Annotated in this window: 13 protein-coding genes; 5 read left to right on the plus strand and 8 right to left on the minus strand. The window is 63.4% G+C overall.

From position 1 onward, the window contains the following. Positions 1–23: 23 nt before the first annotated feature. The 7 genes from EPN80_RS19795 to dapC form a co-directional block, all read right to left on the minus strand. On the minus strand, positions 24–1,976 hold the full coding sequence (locus EPN80_RS19795; protein WP_293031470.1) for an ATP-binding cassette domain-containing protein: 1,953 nt from the start codon (positions 1,974–1,976) through the stop codon (positions 24–26). A 45-nt stretch (positions 1,977–2,021) separates the two neighbouring features. Further along, on the minus strand, positions 2,022–3,455 hold the full coding sequence (gene cls, locus EPN80_RS19800; RefSeq protein ID WP_293031626.1) for a cardiolipin synthase: 1,434 nt from the start codon (positions 3,453–3,455) through the stop codon (positions 2,022–2,024). A gap of 25 nt (positions 3,456–3,480) precedes the next feature. Then, a complete protein-coding gene (prmB, locus tag EPN80_RS19805) occupies positions 3,481–4,365 on the minus strand; it encodes a 50S ribosomal protein L3 N(5)-glutamine methyltransferase (RefSeq protein WP_293031472.1) in 885 nt (294 codons plus the stop codon). A 61-nt stretch (positions 4,366–4,426) separates the two neighbouring features. Next, positions 4,427–5,590 (minus strand): succinyl-diaminopimelate desuccinylase, encoded by a 1,164-nt coding sequence (gene dapE, locus EPN80_RS19810; RefSeq protein WP_293031474.1) that lies wholly within the window; start codon positions 5,588–5,590, stop codon positions 4,427–4,429. A gap of 6 nt (positions 5,591–5,596) precedes the next feature. Continuing rightward, a complete protein-coding gene (locus EPN80_RS19815) occupies positions 5,597–5,944 on the minus strand; it encodes an ArsC family reductase (RefSeq protein WP_293031477.1) in 348 nt (115 codons plus the stop codon). Positions 5,945–5,946: 2 nt separating this feature from the next. Further along, positions 5,947–6,774, minus strand: a complete 828-nt coding sequence (gene dapD / locus EPN80_RS19820) for a 2,3,4,5-tetrahydropyridine-2,6-dicarboxylate N-succinyltransferase (protein ID WP_293031480.1) — start codon at positions 6,772–6,774, stop codon at positions 5,947–5,949. Between the two features lie 24 nt (positions 6,775–6,798). Next, the gene (gene dapC, locus EPN80_RS19825) at positions 6,799–8,001 is read right to left on the minus strand and encodes a succinyldiaminopimelate transaminase (protein WP_293031483.1); all 1,203 of its coding nucleotides are present in this window, start codon (positions 7,999–8,001) and stop codon (positions 6,799–6,801) included. A gap of 159 nt (positions 8,002–8,160) precedes the next feature. On the opposite strand from dapC, the gene EPN80_RS19830 reads away from it, so the two are divergent. The 5 genes from EPN80_RS19830 to def all read left to right on the plus strand — a co-directional run bounded on the left by EPN80_RS19830 (position 8,161) and on the right by def (position 16,850). Then, on the plus strand, positions 8,161–9,123 hold the full coding sequence (locus EPN80_RS19830; protein ID WP_293031486.1) for a DMT family transporter: 963 nt from the start codon (positions 8,161–8,163) through the stop codon (positions 9,121–9,123). Positions 9,124–9,243: 120 nt separating this feature from the next. Next, positions 9,244–12,759, plus strand: coding sequence for a chromosome segregation protein SMC (gene smc / locus EPN80_RS19835; protein ID WP_293031489.1), 3,516 nt, complete (start codon positions 9,244–9,246; stop codon positions 12,757–12,759). Positions 12,760–12,818: 59 nt separating this feature from the next. Beyond that, positions 12,819–14,111 (plus strand): cell division protein ZipA C-terminal FtsZ-binding domain-containing protein, encoded by a 1,293-nt coding sequence (locus tag EPN80_RS19840; RefSeq protein WP_293031492.1) that lies wholly within the window; start codon positions 12,819–12,821, stop codon positions 14,109–14,111. 98 nt (positions 14,112–14,209) lie between these two features. Beyond that, a complete protein-coding gene (ligA, locus tag EPN80_RS19845) occupies positions 14,210–16,300 on the plus strand; it encodes an NAD-dependent DNA ligase LigA (protein WP_293031495.1) in 2,091 nt (696 codons plus the stop codon). A 16-nt stretch (positions 16,301–16,316) separates the two neighbouring features. Next, the gene (gene def / locus EPN80_RS19850) at positions 16,317–16,850 is read left to right on the plus strand and encodes a peptide deformylase (protein WP_293031498.1); all 534 of its coding nucleotides are present in this window, start codon (positions 16,317–16,319) and stop codon (positions 16,848–16,850) included. A gap of 24 nt (positions 16,851–16,874) precedes the next feature. On the opposite strand, the gene EPN80_RS19855 is transcribed toward def, so the two are convergent. Beyond that, positions 16,875–17,627 carry a pseudouridine synthase gene (locus tag EPN80_RS19855; protein WP_293031501.1) on the minus strand — a complete coding sequence of 251 codons (753 nt, stop codon included), beginning with the start codon at positions 17,625–17,627 and terminating at the stop codon, positions 16,875–16,877. Positions 17,628–17,982: the final 355 nt, after the last annotated feature.

Raw genomic sequence — 17,982 nt, forward strand, 5'->3', positions numbered from 1 at the left:
GCCGTCGTGTCAGCGGTGGCCGGTCAGGCGATCTTGTCGATCGCTTCCTGTGCGTCGAGCCATGCGCTCTCGACCTCGGCCAGTCGGGCCATGACCTCGCCCTGGCGCTTCAGGCTATCGGTCAACAGCGTTTTGTTGGATTCGTCGTAGGTGGCCGAGTCCGCCAGAATCGCGTCGAGCCGTTGCTTCTCCTGCTCGAGCTCGGCCAGTTCGTTCTCCAGCTTGGTAATCCTGTTTTGCAGCGGTTTGCGCAATTGGGTCAGCCGTTGCCGCTCCTCCGCCTCGGCGCGGCGCTGCTCCTTGCGGTTGGCGCCGGTGTCCGTCGCCGCGCTGGCCTCCGGTTTGGCCGCGGCGCGCATTGCGTTGCGTTTGGCGGCGGCGTCCTGCAGCAGCCAGTCGCGGTAGTCGTCCAGGTCGCCATCGAAGGGTTGCACGCGCCCGCCGGCGACCAGCAGGAATTGGTCGGTGGTGGCGCGCAGCAAATGCCGGTCGTGCGACACGAGAATCAAGGTGCCATCGAATTGCGCGAGCGCCATGGTCAACGCATGGCGCGTTTCCAGGTCGAGGTGGTTGGTCGGCTCGTCCAGCAGCAGCAAATTCGGCTTTTGCCAGATGATCAGCGCCAATGCCAGCCGCGCTTTCTCGCCGCCTGAGAATGGAGCAATCGGCGCGCTTGCCATGTCGCCACGGAAATTGAATCCGCCGAGAAAATCGCGCAATTCCTGCTCGCGGGTATCCGGCGCCAGACGCGCCATATGCTGCAACGGGGAGTCGTCGTGGCGCAGCGTTTCGACCTGATGCTGCGCGAAGTAACCGATCTGCAGGCCTTTGCCGTGCTTGACGCGGCCAGCCAGTGGCGCGAGCGTGCCCGCCAGTGTTTTGATCAGGGTCGATTTGCCCTGGCCGTTGGCGCCCAGCAAGCCGATGCGCTGCTCGTTTTGCACCGACAGTGTGACCGCCGGCAGGATGACTTTCTCGGCCATGGCGGCATCGCCGTCTTCGCCAACACGATAGCCGCAGCGCACGTCCTCGAGAACCAGCATCGGGTTGGGCGCGGCGTTGGGTGCCCGGAATTCAAAAGTGAAGGGTGAGGCGACGTGAGCCGGCGCGATCAGTTCCATGCGCTCGAGCGCCTTGACCCGGCTCTGCGCTTGCCGAGCCTTGGTGGCCTTGGCCTTGAAACGGTTGATGAAGCTTTCCAGATGGGCGATGGTTTTTTGCTGCTTCTCATAGGCGTTTTGCTGCAGGGCGATCTGTTGAGCCCGCAGCACTTCGAATTGACTGTAGTTGCCGCCGTAGCGCTTGATCTGCTGATTTTCGATGTGCAGCGTCACATTGCACACGCCGTCTAGAAACTCGCGGTCGTGCGATATCACGATCAACGTGCCGGCATAGCGGCGCAGCCAGTCTTCGAGCCAGACGATCGCATCGAGGTCGAGGTGATTGGTGGGTTCGTCCAGCAGCAGCAGATCAGACGGACACATTAGAGCCTGCGCGAGGTTCAGCCGCATGCGCCAGCCGCCCGAAAAGCTGGCTACTGGCTGGCGTGTTTGCTCGAGCGTGAAGCCCAGCCCGAGCAGCAGCGCCTCGGCCCGCGCCGGCGCGGTATAACCGTCGACGTCGGCGAAGGCGGTATGCGCTTCCGCTTCGGCGTGGCCGTCGTGCCGGTGCTGGGCGGCTTCGATGGCGGCCTCGGCCGCGCGCAGTGCGGTATCGCCATCGAGCACGTAGTCGAGCGCATTGCGCTCGACTGCCGGGGTCTCCTGCATGACGTGCGCGATGCGCCAGCTCGGCGGCATTGTCACCTCTCCGCCATCGGGATGCAGCGCGTCGCGCAATAGCGCGAAGAGTGTGGTTTTGCCGGCGCCGTTGGCGCCGATCAGTCCAACCGCCTCGCCGGGATTGATCAGCACCGAGGTGTTATCGAAAAGTGGCTTGGTGCCACGCGACAGGCTGAGGCGTTCGAATCGAATCACGGTACGGTCAAAATTGGTGAAACCCGTATTTTAGCGGGCGAGCAATTACAGGATGGGAGCGAACAGCCGCGCGACGTGCATCGCGATGCGTCGCCAGAACGGCAAGCGGTAGTAGGCGTCAAGCGCCATCGGCCTGGCCTGGGCGAAATCGGTATCGAGCATGCGCTCGACGTTCTTGGCGAAGACGTCATCGACGGTCAATAGCATGATCTCGAAATTGAGCCGGAACGAGCGATTATCAAGATTGGCGCTGCCTACGGCGGCGGCGGCGTCGTCGATCAGCACGACCTTCTGGTGAACGAAGCCAGGCTGGTATTGATAGACCCGGATGCCGGCGCGTACCGCGTCGTAAGCGTATAGCGTGGTGGCCTCGAACACGACGTAGTGATCGCGTCGGCTTGGAATCAAGAGACGCACGTCGACGCCGCGCAGCACGGCCAGCCGTAGCGCCGAGAAAACTGCCTCGTCGGGGATGAAGTATGGCGTGGTGATCCAGATCCGCTGCCGGGCGGCATTGATGCACTCGACGAAAAACAGCGAGCAGGTCTCGAGCTGGTCGGCGGGGCCGCTGGGCACGACCTGGCAATGCATGCTGGCTCCGGAGGGCGCCGGCAGGCGCTTGACCGGTGGAATCTCGCCGGTGGCCCAATGCCAATCCTCCACAAAAGCGCGCTGAATACCAACCACGGCCGGCCCGGTGATGTCGATGTGCGTATCCCGCCAGGGCGACAAAGGCGGTTTTTGGCCGAGATATTCGATGCCGACATTGTGCCCGCCGATGAAGGCGCGGTCGCCGTCGATCACGACGATTTTGCGGTGATTGCGGAAATTGAGCTGAAAGCGGTTGAGGAAGCGCTTGATAAGGCCGCGCTGGGTGGCGAAAGCGTGTGCCCGGACTCCGCCGGCGCGCAGCGTCTCGGTGTACTGCGCAGGCAGATCGTAGCTGCCGATGCTGTCATACAGGAAATACACCCCGATGCCGGCGGCGGCGCGCTCAAGCAGAATCTGCTGCAATTCCCGGCCCAGCGCGTCGTCGTGCACGATGAAGAACTGCACGATGATGTAACTGCGCGCCTGGCGCAGCGCATCGAATATGGCCGCGAAGGTCGCGTCGCCATTGACCAGCAGCCGCACGCCGTTGTTCGCGGTAAACGGCATGCCGGTCAGGCGCGTGAGCGCGCTGAACCCGACGTCATGACGCAACGCGCTCGCCTGACCGGCGTGCCAGTCGATTTCACCGACGCGCGAATGCATGACCCGGTTCTGCTGGCGACGCGCCTCGACGTAGCCGGAGAACTTGCTGCGCCCCAGGATCAGATAGGGAATCAGGGTGAAGTAAGGCGCGGCGAGCAGCGACACGGCCCATGCGACCGCGCCTTGCGAGGTGCGCACCGTCAGGATGGCGTGGGCCGCGGCCAGTATGCCCAGCAGATGCAGCAGCGCGAGCAGCGATCCGAGATGAAACGGCGTGAGCGACATCATCTGGAGGGATTGGCTGTCGTGGTCACGGCAGCGCCGCGGCGTGCACCAAAAAGACCATGTCGTCGCCAGCGCTGGTGCTCAGCCACGTCATCTCCAGATCGGGGAAGGCCGCCTCGACGTGAGTGCGCTCGTGACCGACCTCGACCGCCAGCAAGCCGTCGGGCGTGAGCCATTGCCTGGCATCGGCGATGATGCGCCGCACCACCGCCATGCCGTCGTTGCCGCCGGCCAGGGCCATGCGGGGCTCGTGTCGATATTCCGCAGGCAGGCTCTGCATTGCCTGGTCGTTGACATAGGGGGGGTTGGTCAGGATCAGGTCGTACCGCCTGGATGGCAGCGACGCGTACAGATCGCCTTTGTGCAAGGCGATGCGATCCTGCAATTCGTAGTCCCTGACGTTGATCGCGGCGACTGCCAGGGCGTCGCCAGACAGGTCGACTGCATCGATGTGGGCCTGCGCGAATGCGTCCGCGGCCAGAATCGCCAGGCAACCGGAGCCGGTGCAGAGTTCAAGCACGTGACTAATCTGATCCGGCTGTGCGATCCAGGGAGCGAACTGATCCTGCAGCAATTCGCCGAGGAAGGAGCGCGGTACGATCACGCGCTCGTCGACGTAGAACCGGTAGCCGTGCATCCAGGCTTCATTGGTGATGTAGGCGGCGGGCACGCGCTCGCCGGCGCGCCGGTTGATGACCGACAACACGCGCTCGATTTCGGCCGGCAAGAGAGTCGCGTCGAGAAACGGATCGAGCGTGTCGAGCGGCAAATGCAGCGTGTGCAGGACCAGGTAGGCGGCCTCGTCGTACGCCGACGCGCACCCGTGGCCGAATGCCAGCTTGGCTTCGGTAAAACGCGAGACGGCATAGCGCAACAGGTCGCGCACCGTCGTGAAGGGATGGTCGGACATGGACTTCTCCAGATGGACGTCGCCGGCGGCCGGCAGAGCGGAAGATCGTTATTGGGGAAACTTACCGCACCAGTTGCAGCAATACGCCGCGATAGATGTTTTTGAGCGGTTCGATGAACGCGATTTCGATATGCTCGTCGATTTTGTGAATGCTGGCATTGGGCGGCCCGAATTCGATCACTTGCGGGCAGATCTGCGCAATAAAGCGCCCGTCCGACGTGCCGCCGGTGGTGGAGAGCGTGGTTTCGACGCCGGTTTCCTGCCGGATCGCCGCGTCAAGCGCTTGCGACAGATCACCGCGCGGGGTCAGGAACGGCAGGCCGCCGACGGTCCAGTGCAGGTCATAGGCAAGACCGTGTTTATCGAGTATCGCCCGAACGCGCGCTTGCAGGCTCTCTACCGTGCTGGCGGTGGAAAAGCGGAAATTGAAATCGATCACCGCCTCGCCAGGGATGATGTTGGTGGCGCCGGTGCCGGCGTGAATATTCGACATCTGCCAGGTAGTCGGCGGGAAATATTCGTTACCGTCGTCCCAACGCTCGGCCACCAGTTCGGTCAGCGCCGGCGCAGCCAGGTGGATCGGATTGCTCGCCAGGTGGGGATACGCGATATGGCCTTGCACGCCCTTGACGGTCAGTTTGCCGGACAGCGAGCCGCGCCGGCCGTTCTTGACCATGTCGCCCAGCGTGTCGACCGATGTCGGCTCGCCGACGATGCAGTAGTCCAGGCGCTCGCCCCGTTGCTGCAGGGCCTGCACGACCTTGACCGTGCCGTCGGTGGCGGGGCCTTCCTCGTCGCTGGTGATCAGCAGGCCGATGGCGTGGCGGTGGTCCGGTTCAAGCGCGATGAACTCCTCCACGGCGACGACGAACGCGGCGATCGAGGTTTTCATGTCGGCGGCGCCGCGGCCAAAGAGCTTGCCGTCGCGATGGGTCGGCAAGAATGGATCGGAGTGCCACTGATCGAGTGGGCCGGTCGGCACGACATCCGTGTGGCCGGCGAACACGAGCAGCTTGCCGTCCGTGCCGGCGGCACCGCGCCGCACTGCCCAGAGATTGGTGACGTCGCCCGAGACGATCGTCTCGCAGGTGAACCCGAGCGGTGCGAGGCGCTCGATCAGCAGGTCCTGGCAGTCCTGGTCGTCGGGCGTGACGGACCGGCGGGCAATCAATTGCTCGGTGAGCACCAGGGTGGGCGAGGGCGGGTGGGACGACGTATGGGGCATGGGCATTCAGAACAGCGCTTGATAGAGTTCGGGCTTGAAGCCGACGGTGACGCGCCCGTGGGCAACCAATACGGGACGTTTGATCAGCGAGGGCTGGGCCGTCATCAGGGCGATCGCGCCGGCTTCGTCATTGGCGCTGGCCTGTTCGCCCGGCGTGAGTTTGCGCCAGGTGGTGCCGCGGCGATTGAGCAACGTCTCGAGCGGCACTTGTGTCAGCCAGTCCCGGAGCATGGCGGCGCTCACACCGGCTTTCTTGAAATCGTGGAATGTGTAGGCCACGCGCTGCTCGTCGAGCCAGACGCGGGCCTTTTTCACGGTGTCGCAATTGGGAATGCCGTGCAGCACCGCGCTCATGGTCAGTCGCCCCGCAGCAGTTCGTTGATGCCGGTCTTGGCACGGGTCTGGGCGTCGACTTTCTTGACGATGACTGCGCAGTAGAGGCTGTACTTGCCGTCCTTCGAAGGAAGGTTGCCCGGCACCACCACCGAGCCCGCCGGCACGCGGCCGTAATGCACCTCGCCGGTTTCGCGGTCGTAGATTTTGGTGGATTGGCCGATGTAGACGCCCATCGAGATAACCGAGTTTTCCTCGACGATGACGCCCTCGACGACCTCGGAGCGCGCGCCGATGAAGCAGTTGTCTTCGATGATCACTGGATTGGCCTGCAGCGGCTCGAGCACGCCGCCGATACCGACGCCGCCCGACAGGTGCACGTTCTTGCCGATCTGCGCGCACGAGCCGACGGTAGCCCACGTGTCGACCATCGTGCTTTCATCCACGTAGGCACCGATATTCACATACGAGGGCATCAGCACGACGTTGCGGGCGATGAACGAGCCGCGCCGGGCCACCGCGGGGGGCACCACGCGAAAGCCGCCGGCCGCGAAATCTTCCGCGGTGTAATTGGCGAACTTGGTCGGCACCTTGTCGTAGAACTGCGAAAACCCGCCAGCCGGCATCGGCACGTTGTCTTCCAGGCGGAACGACAGCAGCACCGCCTTCTTGAGCCATTGGTTGACGATCCACTGGCCGTCTTTCTTTTCGGCCACGCGCAGTGTGCCCCGGTCGAGCTCGCCGAGTACGTGATTGACCGCTTCGCGCACGTCGGCCGGTGCGTTCTTGGCGGAGATCTCAGCGCGGTTGTCCCAGGCTTGGTCGATGATGTTTTGCAATTGTTGCGGCATGGTATGGATCGATGAAAAAAGAAATTAAAGACTTCGGCAGCATTGCACGATGCGTTGAGCACCTTCGGTGCATTCGTCGACTTCTGCCACCAGCGCGATGCGTACGAAATTCTTTGCCGGGTTGGTCCCCTGGCTTTCCCGGCCAAGAAACGAGCCGGGCAGGACAGTCACATTGTAGTCGGCCAGCAGGCGCCGGGTGAATTCGGTATCCGACAGGCCGGTTCGCTGGTCGACGCGGGCCCACAAATAAAAGCCTGCGTCGGGCATGGCGACGTCCAGTACTTCGCCCAGCAGCGGCGCGATCGTCTGGAATTTGCGCACATATTTGCTGCGGTTGAGCCGCACGTGGGCTTCGTCGCTCCAGGCGGCAATGCTGGCGGCCTGGATTGCCGGGCTCATCGCACAGCCATGATAGGTGCGGTAAAGCAGGAATTGCTTGAGCAGGGCCGCGTCACCCGCAACGAACCCGGAGCGCATGCCCGGCACGTTGGAGCGTTTGGAAAGGCTGGAAAACACCACCAGGCGGTCAAAATTCCGGCCCAACTGGTGCGCTGCCTCCAACCCGCCGAGCGGCGGGCGTTCTTCGTCGAAATAAATCTCGGAATAACATTCGTCGCTGGCGATGGTGAAGCCGTACTGGTCGGACAGCGCAAACAGTTTGCGCCAGTCGTCCAGGCCGAGTACCGCGCCGGTTGGATTGCCCGGCGAACAAACGAACAGCAACTGCACCTGTTGCCAAATTTCCGCTGGCACCGCATCGTAATCGGGCGCAAAATTGCGCGCCGGATCGCTGTTGGCGAAATAGGGTGTCGCCCCGGCCAGTAACGCCGCGCCTTCGTAAATCTGATAGAACGGATTGGGACACAGCACGAGCGCATTGGGCCGGCTGCCGTCGATCATTGCCTGGGCGAAGGAAAACAGTGCCTCGCGGGAGCCGTTGACCGGCAGCACCTCGGTCGCCGGGTTGACGTTCGGCAGCCGGTAACGCTTTTCGAGCCAGCTGGCGATGGCTTGCCGCAAGGCCTCGGTGCCCTGCGTCGCCGGATAGCTGGACAAGCCGCCGAGCGCATCGCTCAGGGCTTCCTTGATGAACAGTGGGGTGGGATGCTTGGGCTCGCCAATGCCGAAACTGATGGGTTTAAAACCGGCCGCCGGCGTGATGTCTTGTACCAGGGCTCTGAGCTTCTCGAAGGGGTACGGCTGGAGTTTTGCGAGTAACGGATTCACGGGCGATGAGAATTTTCGATCAATGCATCGGAGTGTTCATGCCGACGCGCAGTGATAGCGCGAAATCGGCTAAACGAAAATTATACCGTGGTAAGGCGCCGCGGCGCTGAATGCCTGCGTCGATGGCGAGGCATTGGTCGGCTTTTTTTGGGGGGGGACATGACGGAAGCGGTTCGCTCGGCGCCGCCAGCGCCGGGGTGGGCGCCGGCACTGTCGATCCTGGTCGGATCGTCGGTATGGGGCATTTCGTGGTATCCGTATCGGATGCTGCTGACGTGGGGAATCTCCGCAGCGCTGGCGCAAGTGTTGACCGCGGTGGTGGCGACGCTATTTATCAGCGTGGTTTACTGGCGCAGGTTTTCGACGCTGCGCGCCTCATGGCTGCTGCCGGCTATTGGCCTGGCAGCCGGCGTGGCGAATATTTGTTTCATCTGGGGGACCACCCACGGCTATGTGATGCGGGTTCTGCTGCTGTTTTACCTGAGCCCGGTGTGGACGGCCCTGCTGGCGCAATGGCTGCTGAGCGAGCGGCTCACCGTTGCTGGAGCGCTGCTCATCGCGTTGGCACTAAGCGGCGCCGCGCTGATGCTTTGGCCGGCCAAGGGCGGGTGGCCGGTACCGGCCACTCCGGCCGAGTGGATGGGGCTACTGGCCGGGGCGGGGTTTGCGGCCAACAATGTGCTGGTGCGGCGAGCCAGCCAGGTATTGCCGGAGATGCGGGGAGAAATGCGCACCTGGGTAATGTTTGTCGGTTGTGTGGTCACTGGCGTGCTGTCATTGGGGATCATGCCCGAGGCCCTGGTCCACGGCGCTGTACCGGTGCCGCAACGCGTGCCTGCCGCGCTGGTGCTGCTCGCGCTGGGCGTGACGATCGCCGCCACCAATGTGATCGTTCAGTTCGGCCTGGCTCGGGTCGCTGCCAATCGCGCGGCACTGATCATGCTGTTCGAGATTGTCGTGGCGGCAGTGTCCTCGTGGCTGATCGCGGGCGAAGTGCTCGGTTTGCGCGAAGTTGCCGGAGGTATTTGCATTGTTGCGGCAGGTGCTATCGCTGGTTTGTTGCCTGAGACCGCGCATCGCGATGCCGGGAAAAGGGCCCGAGCCGGGGATGCGATGGTATGATTCACACCCATGAATCCGGCTCCCTGATGCTGCCCTGGCGCGATCAGGGCCGACAGGGTGTGCTGACGCTGCTGTGGGCGTGTCCAGCGTTTTTCCAATGACCGTATAAGCGAACCTGCCGTGCGTCTGACCTCCATCAAACTGGCTGGCTTCAAATCTTTCGTCGATCCGACCCATTTTCACGTGCCAGGGCAACTGGTGGGGGTAGTCGGGCCCAACGGTTGCGGCAAGTCGAACATCATCGACGCGGTGCGCTGGGTGCTCGGAGAGTCGCGCGCTTCCGAATTGCGCGGCGAGTCGATGCAGGACGTCATTTTCAACGGCTCGACCACTCGCAAGCCCGCCAGCCGATCCAGCGTCGAGCTGATTTTCGACAATAGCGATGGCCGCGCGGCCGGCCAATGGAGCCAGTACGCCGAGATCGCGGTCAAGCGCGTGCTGACGCGCGACGGCACATCGAGCTATTACATCAATAATCTGCCGGCACGCCGCCGCGATATCCAGGACATTTTCCTTGGCACGGGCCTGGGTCCGCGCGCCTACGCGATCATCGGGCAGGGCATGATCTCCCGCATCATCGAGGCCAAGCCCGATGAGTTACGGGTATTCCTGGAAGAGGCTGCGGGCGTATCCAAATACAAGGAGCGCCGCCGGGAGACGGAAAACCGCCTGCACGATACGCGCGAGAATCTGACGCGGGTCGAGGACATTCTGCGCGAGCTGGCGAGCAATCTGGAAAAGCTCGAATCCCAGGCGGCGGTCGCGCAACAGTTCAAGGCCCTGCAGAGCGATGGCGAAGAAAAGCAGCAGTTGCTGTGGCTGCTGCGCAGAAATGAAGCTCAGGCCGAACAGGAGCGCCAGCAGCGCGCGATCGAGCAGGCGCAGATCGACCTGGAAGCTCAAATGGCCCGGCTGCGGGCCTCGGAGTCCGAACTGGAAACCCTGCGCGCCGCGCACTACACTTCGACCGACGCCGTGCAGGCTGCGCAAAGCGGGCTGTATGAAGCGAATGCCGAGGTCAGCCGGCTCGAGGCGGAAATCCGTTTCGTGGTGGAATCGCGCAACCGGGTGCAGGCGCAACTCGCTGCCCTGAGCGCCCAGCGCGAGCAGTGGCTGGCGCGCTCGGCCCAGGCGCAGGACGAGCTGGCCGAGGCGACCGAGGAATTATCAATCGCCGAAGAGCGCAGCGCGCGAGCGCAGGACGAGGCGGCCACCCAAGGCGACGCATTGCCGGCCATGGAAGCTCGCTGGCGCGATGCTCAGGCCAAGCTCAACGAGCAGCGTGGCGAGATTGCCCAGGTCGAGCAGGCCCTCAAGCTGGAGGCCGCGCATCAACGCAACGCCGATCAGTCGCTGCAGCAATTGCAGCAGCGCCAGGAGCGCTTGCAGGGCGAGGCGCACGGGCTAGACAAGCCCGACGAAGTCCTGTTGGAAAATCTGCGCGGCGAGCTGGCCGAGCAGCAGGCGCTGCGCGATGACGCGCAGGCGGCACTGGCCGAAGCGCAAGAGGCATTGCCACGCCTGGAAGAGGAGCGCCGGTCGGCACAGGCACGGGTGCAGTCCGAAGCGGCCGTGATCGCGCAGCTCGAAGCACGCCTTGCGGCGCTCAAGCAGTTGCAGCAGAGCGTGCAGACCGAGGGCAAGATCCAGCCATGGCTTGATAAGCACGAGCTCGCGCAATTGCCGCGCCTGTGGAAAAAGCTGCATATCGAGCCGGGCTGGGAGAATGCGCTCGAGTCGGTATTGCGGGAGCGGCTGGCCGCGCTCGAAATCAGCAATCTCGATTGGATCAAGGCGTTTGCCAGCGATGCGCCCCCTGCCAAGCTGGCGTTTTATTCGCCGCCGACGGCGGGTCGCCCGCTCGAGTCGCCGGCGGGATTGCGGCCCTTGACGGCGTTGCTGCGCATCGATGACCCGGGATTGCGGGCGGTGTTGCAGGAATGGCTGGGAGCCGTATTCGTGGCCGACGACATGGCGCAGGCGCTGGCGCTGCGCGCGCAACTGCCGGCTGGCGCGACGCTGGTCGTGCCTGCGGGCCATCTGGTCAGCCGCGTTGGCGTGCAGTTGTATGCGGCCGACTCCGAGCAGGCGGGGCTTCTCGCCCGGCAGCAGGAGATCGAAAACCTGAGCAGGCAACTGCGTGCGCAGATGCTGCTGGGTGACGAGGCCAAGACCGCCGCGGTGCGTTGTGAGGCTGCCTACAGCCAGGCCAGTCAGGCGCTTGGCGAGACGCGAGTGCGCGCCGAGCGGGCGACCCAACAGGTCCATGCATTGCAGTTGGAGGTGCTCAAGCTCAGCCAGGCGCACGAGCGCTACAACGCCCGCAGCACGCAAATCGACGATGAGTTGCGCGAAATCGCCCTGCAAATCGAGGAGCAACTGGCGCTGCGGGCTGAGTCGGAAGCCAATTTCGAACAGGCGGACGGCCGGCTGGCCGAGTTGCAGGCGCACTTCGAGGATGGGCAGCTCGAGTTCGAGTCGCTTGACACGATGCTCGGCGAGGCGCGCAATCAACTGCGCGATCTCGAGCGCGGTGCACAGGAAGCCAAGTTCGCCGAAAAGAATATTGAAAATAAAATCAATGAATTAAAAAGAAATATTCAGACATCACATGAGCAGGCGGAACGTCTCGTTGCGAGTATCGAGCAAGCTCAGGTGGAGTTGGTAAAGATTACGGAACAAACTGTCGAGAACGGTTTGCAGGATGCACTGACGGTGCGGGCCGAAAAGGAGGAGATCCTGACTGCGGCGCGCTCCGAGCTGGATGCCCTGACATTGCAGTTGCGCCAAATGGACGAACAGCGCCTGACGGTCGAGCGAGGTTTGCAGCCGCTGCGCGATCGCATCACCGAGCTGCAGTTGAAGGAACAGGCGGCGCGTTTGAACCGGGAGCAGTTCGCCGAACAACTGGCGGCCGCGCAGGTCGACGAGGCGGCGCTGGCAGCCCGGCTGCACGCTGACATGAAGCCCTCATGGCTGCAAGGCGAGGTGACGCGGATCAACAATGCGATCAACGCGCTCGGACCGGTCAATATGGCCGCCCTGGACGAGCTAACCGCGGCGCGCGAGCGCAAGACGTTCCTCGACGCTCAATCGGCCGATCTGACTGAAGCGATCAATACCCTTGAGGACGCGATCCGCAAGATCGACCAGGAAACGCGCACCTTGCTGCAAGGTACTTTCGACGAAGTCAACCGGCATTTCGGCGAGCTTTTCCCGTTGCTGTTCGGCGGCGGCCAGGCCAAGTTGATGATGACCGGGGAGGAAATCCTGGACGCTGGCGTGCAGGTGATGGCGCAGCCGCCGGGCAAGAAGAATTCGACCATCCACCTGCTGTCGGGCGGGGAGAAAGCGCTGACCGCGATCGCATTGGTGTTCGGCATGTTCCAGCTGAATCCGGCACCGTTCTGTCTGCTCGACGAAGTTGATGCGCCGCTCGACGACGCCAATACCGAGCGTTATGCGAAGATGGTCGAGCGGATGTCAAGCAAAACGCAATTTGTGTTCATTTCACACAACAAGATCGCCATGGAAATGGCCCACCAGCTGATCGGCGTTACCATGCAGGAGCAGGGTGTGTCGCGCATCGTGGCGGTGGATATGGAATCGGCCGTGAACATGGTGGAGTCCAACTGAGCGGACGACCAGGGAATATTGAATAGCAATGCCTACGGAGCGAGAGAAGGAAGCCGCGCATGAATGAGCTGCAGCTGGGACTGATTGGCACAGGGGTCGTGATATTGCTCGGCGTGGTGGCTTACAACGCCTGGCAAAGCAGTAAGGTGAAACGGAGAATTCCCAGGTCGATGAAGGGCGGTAGCCAGGGCATGGTGCCGGCGTCGGCGGCCGAACATGAAGACGAGCGTCCGTTCATCGAGCCGAGCCAGCCTGCGGTCGGCAGGCATCATCCGGCGAGTACCGAACGGCGCGAGCCGACACTGGCCCGAACGGCAGCCGACGCGCCACACGCGCCATCGACCGACGGCGCGCCCCCGGAGCCGGATGTGGCCCAGACGCCGGTACCCGTGGTTGGCGAGTCGCCGGTCGCGATCGATGACGCCGCGGTGGCGCCGGATGAAGGCGCGCGCCAGGCGCGCGAGCCGAGCGAACCGTCGGCGGAGGCAGGCACCCGGAAGCCGGTCTCGCCGACGAACAACGCGGCGATCGCGCCGGCCGTCGTGGACGAGCGTATCGATTGTGTCGTGAATTTGCCGCTGGGTGGCACGATCAATGCCGAACGGGTGTTGCCGCTGGCGCAACGGATGCGGCGTGCCGGTGGCAAGGCCGTACACGTCGAAGGATGGGTGGAGGATCCCCCGCATTGGGAATTGCTGCGCTCGGGCGGACGCTATACGCAACTGCGCATGGCGGTGCAACTGGCAAATCGCGCGGGTCCGCTCAATGAAGTCGAGTTTTCGGAATTCATCAGCCAGGTACAGGCGCTGGCCGATGCAGTGGACGCCCTGCCGGAATTGCCCGACATGATGGAAACCGTCGGCAAGGCGCGTGACCTCGACAGCTTCGCCGCACAGTGCGACGCGCAATTGTCGGTCAACGTGCTGTCCGACGGCGCGCCCTGGTCTGCAAACTACATCCAGGCGGTGGCGACCCAGGATGGCCTGCTCCTGTCGCGCGACGGCACGCGTTTCGTCAAGCTCGACACGCGCCAGAATCCGGTGTTCACGCTGCAATTTGGCGACACCAATTTCCTGCGCGATGATCTGACATACAAGGGCGGCGACCTCATCACGCTGTTGCTCGACGTGCCGGTGGCGGACGAAGACTTGCTGCCGTTCCGGCTGATGTGCGATTACGCCAAGTCAATCGGTCAGCGCATCGGCGGGCGGGTTGTGGACGATCAGCGCCGCTTGTTGCCGGAGACCGCACTGACGGGCATCGAAACTCAATTGATGTCGCTTTACGCGCGGCTGGAGCAGCGCGGATTGCCGGCCGGCGCACTGTCGACACGTCGCCTGTTCGGTCAATAGCAGGGCCCCGGCATCGGCCTGATTGGCGCTCAAGTTGCGCGGTACAAACCGCGACTTCATTGGCATAATGATCGCCATCAACGCCAATGAACGAGCGCATGTCCGACTCTCTCGCTAAATCCGGCACGGCAGCTGCACGTGCCGGTGCCATTTCCCCCGCCGAACAGGCAGCACGGCTGCGCGCCGAGCTGGAACAGCATAACTACGCCTACTACGTACTCGACGCTCCGACGGTGCCGGACGCCGAGTATGACCGCCTTTACGCGGCCCTGGTGCAGATCGAAACCGAGCATCCGGATCTCGTCACACCTGATTCCCCGACGCAGCGCGTCGGCGGACAGCCTGCCACGGGCTTTGCGAACGTCACCCACAAGGTGCCGATGCTTTCGCTCAACAACGGATTTGCCGATGACGATGTCGTTGCATTCGACCGGCGGGTCGGCGAGGCGCTGTACGATCATGAAGACGAGGGGAATGATCTCTTCGGACGAGCCGTCGAATATGCCTGTGAGTTGAAATTCGACGGCCTGGCCGTGGCGCTGCGTTATGAAAACGGGCTGCTGGTGCAGGCTGCCACGCGGGGCGACGGCACGACCGGCGAGGATGTGACGGCCAATATCAAAACCGTGCGCGCGATCCCGCTGCGCCTGAAGACGCCGACCCCGCCGGCAGTATTGGAAGCGCGTGGCGAAGTGTTGATGTTTCGCCGGGACTTCGAAAAAATGAATCAGCGTCAGCGCGAAGCCGGCGAAAAGGAGTTTGCCAACCCGCGCAATGCCGCGGCTGGCAGCTTGCGTCAGCTCGATTCGCGCGTGACGGCACGACGCCCCTTGTCGTTTTTTTCCTATGGCATTGGCGAATTGCTGGGCGCGGATATGCCGCCGACCCACGACGCGTTGTTGCGCTGGTACCTCGAGCTTGGCTTGCCGGTATGCGACAGGCGTGCAGTCGTGCATGGCGCGAGTGGGTTGCTTGCATTCTATCGAGAGGTGGGCCAGGCCCGGGCATCTTTGCCGTATGACATCGACGGCGTTGTTTATAAGGTCAACCGGCTCGATGAGCAGCAGCGTCTGGGGTTCGTGTCGCGCGCGCCGCGCTTTGCGCTGGCGCATAAATTCCCCGCGCAGGAGGCGCTGACGACGTTGCTCGATATCGAGGTTCAGGTCGGCCGCACCGGTGCCATCACGCCGGTGGCGCGTCTGGCGCCGGTGTTCGTCGGTGGCGTGACGGTGACCAACGCGACGCTGCATAACGAGGACGAAGTGCGCCGCAAGGATCTCCTGATTGGTGACACCGTCATTGTGCGGCGCGCTGGCGACGTGATCCCGGAAGTGGTGGGCGCTGTGCTGGACCGGCGCCCGGCCGATGCGCGCGCGTTTGTCATGCCGAGCGCCTGCCCGGTGTGTGGATCGGCCATCGAACGGCTACCCGACGAGGCGATCGCGCGCTGTACCGGTGGCCTGATTTGCGCCGCACAGCGCAAGCAGGCGCTATGGCATTTTGCCCAGCGGCGGGCGCTCGACATCGATGGCTTGGGAGAGAAATTGATCGACCAATTGGTTGACCAGCAACTTATCCGCACGCCGGCCGATCTTTTCAAGCTGGGCCTGGCCAAGCTGGCGGCCCTCGATCGGATGGCCGATAAATCGGCCAGCAATTTGCTGGCGGCGCTCGAACAGGCCAAGCATACGACGCTGGCGCGCTTTATCTATGCGCTGGGCATCCGCCACGTGGGCGAAGCAACGGCCAAAGACCTGGCCCGCCACTTCGGCACGCTGGACCGGCTGATGGCGGCAAGCGAAGCGGAGTTGCTGGAGGTCAATGACGTCGGTCCGGTGGTGGCGCAGTCCATCGCCAATTTTTTCGCGGAGCCGCATAATGTCGAGGTGATCGAACAACTGCGTGCGGCCGGCGTCAGTTGGCCGGAGAGCGAGCCGCGGCGGGCCGCAGCGGCCAGTCCATTGGCCGGCAAGACATTTGTTTTGACCGGGACGTTACCGACGATGTCCCGCGAGCAAGCCAAGGAGCGGCTCGAGGCCGCGGGTGCCAAGGTCGCCGGGTCGGTGTCGAAAAAGACCGACTATGTCGTGGCGGGTGCCGAAGCCGGCAGTAAGCTGGCCAAGGCCGAGGAATTGGGCGTGCCGGTGCTCGACGAAGACGGCATGCTTGCATTGCTGGATGCGAACTGAAAAGGGAGAGCACTCGATGGTTCATGAAATTCTCAAGATGGGCGATGCGCGGCTGCTGCGCATCGCCAAGCCCGTCGAGCAATTCGATACGCCGCAATTGCATGAGCTGGTGCGGGATATGTTCGAGACCATGCATGCAGCCAACGGTGCCGGCCTGGCGGCGCCGCAAATCGGCGTCGACCTGCAGTTGGTGATTTTCGGTTTCGAGCAAAACGAGCGCTATCCGGACGCGCCGGCCGTTCCGCAGACGGTGCTGATCAATCCGGTGATTACGCCGCTTACGCAAGACATGGACGAAGGTTGGGAGGGCTGCCTGTCGGTGCCCGGATTGCGCGGCATGGTCAACCGCTTTTCGATGATCCGTTATGAAGGAGTTGACCAGTACGGCAAGCCGATTGACCGGGTCGCCGAGGGGTTCCACGCGCGCGTGGTGCAGCACGAATGCGATCACCTGATCGGCAAGCTATACCCGATGCGTATTACCGATTTTACAAAGTTTGGCTATACCGATGTGCTGTTCCCGGGGCTCGACGCGCCGGCCGATGATTGAGCGGCAGGCCCGCTCAATCATCGTTCAGAACTGCTCGTCAGGGCGCAGGTAACGCCACTGCCCCTGCGGCAGATTGCCCAGTTTGATCCGCCCCATCCGAATACGCTTGAGGCCAGTCACGCGCAGGCCGACGAGTTCGCACATGCGGCGGATCTGCCGCTTTTTCCCCTCGCGCAGCACGAAGCGAAGCTGCTCCGGATTTTGCCACTCCACCTCGGCCGGCTTGAGCGGCACGTCGTCGAGCGAGAGGCCATGCCGCAGCTTGTCGAGCAGGGCCGCAGGGAAGTGCGTCCGCACGTCCTCCTCATGGGTTTGGTAAGCGACCCGCACCAGGTATTCCTTGTCGATATCCGAATCCGCGCCGATCAACTGGCGGGCGATGCGCCCGTCCTGGGTGAGAATCAGCATGCCGGTGGAATCGATATCGAGACGGCCGGCTGGCGCCAGCCCCCGAAGTTGCTGGGGCGAGAAGCGAATCCTGGCATCGTCTTCCTGCCAGCGATTGGCTGCGGTAAGCAACGCAGCGGCAGGCGGATAGTCGTCCTCCGGTTGCCCCGAGACGTAGCCGATCGGCTTGTGCAGGACAAAGGTGACTCGCTGAGCCTGCTCGTTGCGTGCGGCGCGCTCGACCGTGATGCTCTGTTCCGGACGGATCCTGCTGCCAAGCTCGGATACGACGGCGCCGTCCACCCGGACCCAGCCTTTGACGATCCACTCATCAGCTTCCCGCCGTGAACAAATACCCAGTTCCGACATGCGTTTGGACAAGCGCACCATGCCTTCGTCATTCGGCCTGGCGGCGCCGTGCCGCTTTTGCTGGGAAGCGGGCGATTGGCCTGTCTGACGCGTTGCCCGAACGGGCGCCGCTGAAGCGGGGCGCTTTGCGCCGACCGACGACGCTCGTCCCTTGGCCGAAGCCGATTGTTTTGTTGCGCGGCCGGGTGAAGCGGGCGGCGCTGGGCGTGGCTTGCGCTCCGCTCCCGGTTTCGTGTCGGCACGCCTGCCGGCGGGGGCCTTGGTTTGTCGAGCGGGCGCTGCCGTTGTGTTGCGCGCTGGCGTGGTGGGCGCCGTGTTCGGCGCTGTATTCTGTGCCGCGGTCTCGGACGGTCGTCGACGCTGTACCGCGCCAATG

The sequence above is a fragment of the Pandoraea sp. genome (genome assembly GCF_004297875.1).
Classification (GTDB): domain Bacteria; phylum Pseudomonadota; class Gammaproteobacteria; order Burkholderiales; family Burkholderiaceae; genus Pandoraea.

Coding starts and splice junctions, on each gene's coding strand:
- cls (WP_293031626.1), bottom strand. CDS start 3,455: ATGTCGCTCACGCCGTTTCATCTCGGATCGCTGCTCGCGCTGCTGCAT.
- prmB (WP_293031472.1), bottom strand. CDS start 4,365: ATGTCCGACCATCCCTTCACGACGGTGCGCGACCTGTTGCGCTATGCC.
- dapE (WP_293031474.1), bottom strand. CDS start 5,590: ATGCCCCATACGTCGTCCCACCCGCCCTCGCCCACCCTGGTGCTCACC.
- EPN80_RS19815 (WP_293031477.1), bottom strand. CDS start 5,944: ATGAGCGCGGTGCTGCACGGCATTCCCAATTGCGACACCGTGAAAAAG.
- dapD (WP_293031480.1), bottom strand. CDS start 6,774: ATGCCGCAACAATTGCAAAACATCATCGACCAAGCCTGGGACAACCGC.
- EPN80_RS19830 (WP_293031486.1), top strand. CDS start 8,161: ATGACGGAAGCGGTTCGCTCGGCGCCGCCAGCGCCGGGGTGGGCGCCG.
- EPN80_RS19840 (WP_293031492.1), top strand. CDS start 12,819: ATGAATGAGCTGCAGCTGGGACTGATTGGCACAGGGGTCGTGATATTG.
- ligA (WP_293031495.1), top strand. CDS start 14,210: ATGTCCGACTCTCTCGCTAAATCCGGCACGGCAGCTGCACGTGCCGGT.
- def (WP_293031498.1), top strand. CDS start 16,317: ATGGTTCATGAAATTCTCAAGATGGGCGATGCGCGGCTGCTGCGCATC.
- EPN80_RS19855 (WP_293031501.1), bottom strand. CDS start 17,627: ATGGTGCGCTTGTCCAAACGCATGTCGGAACTGGGTATTTGTTCACGG.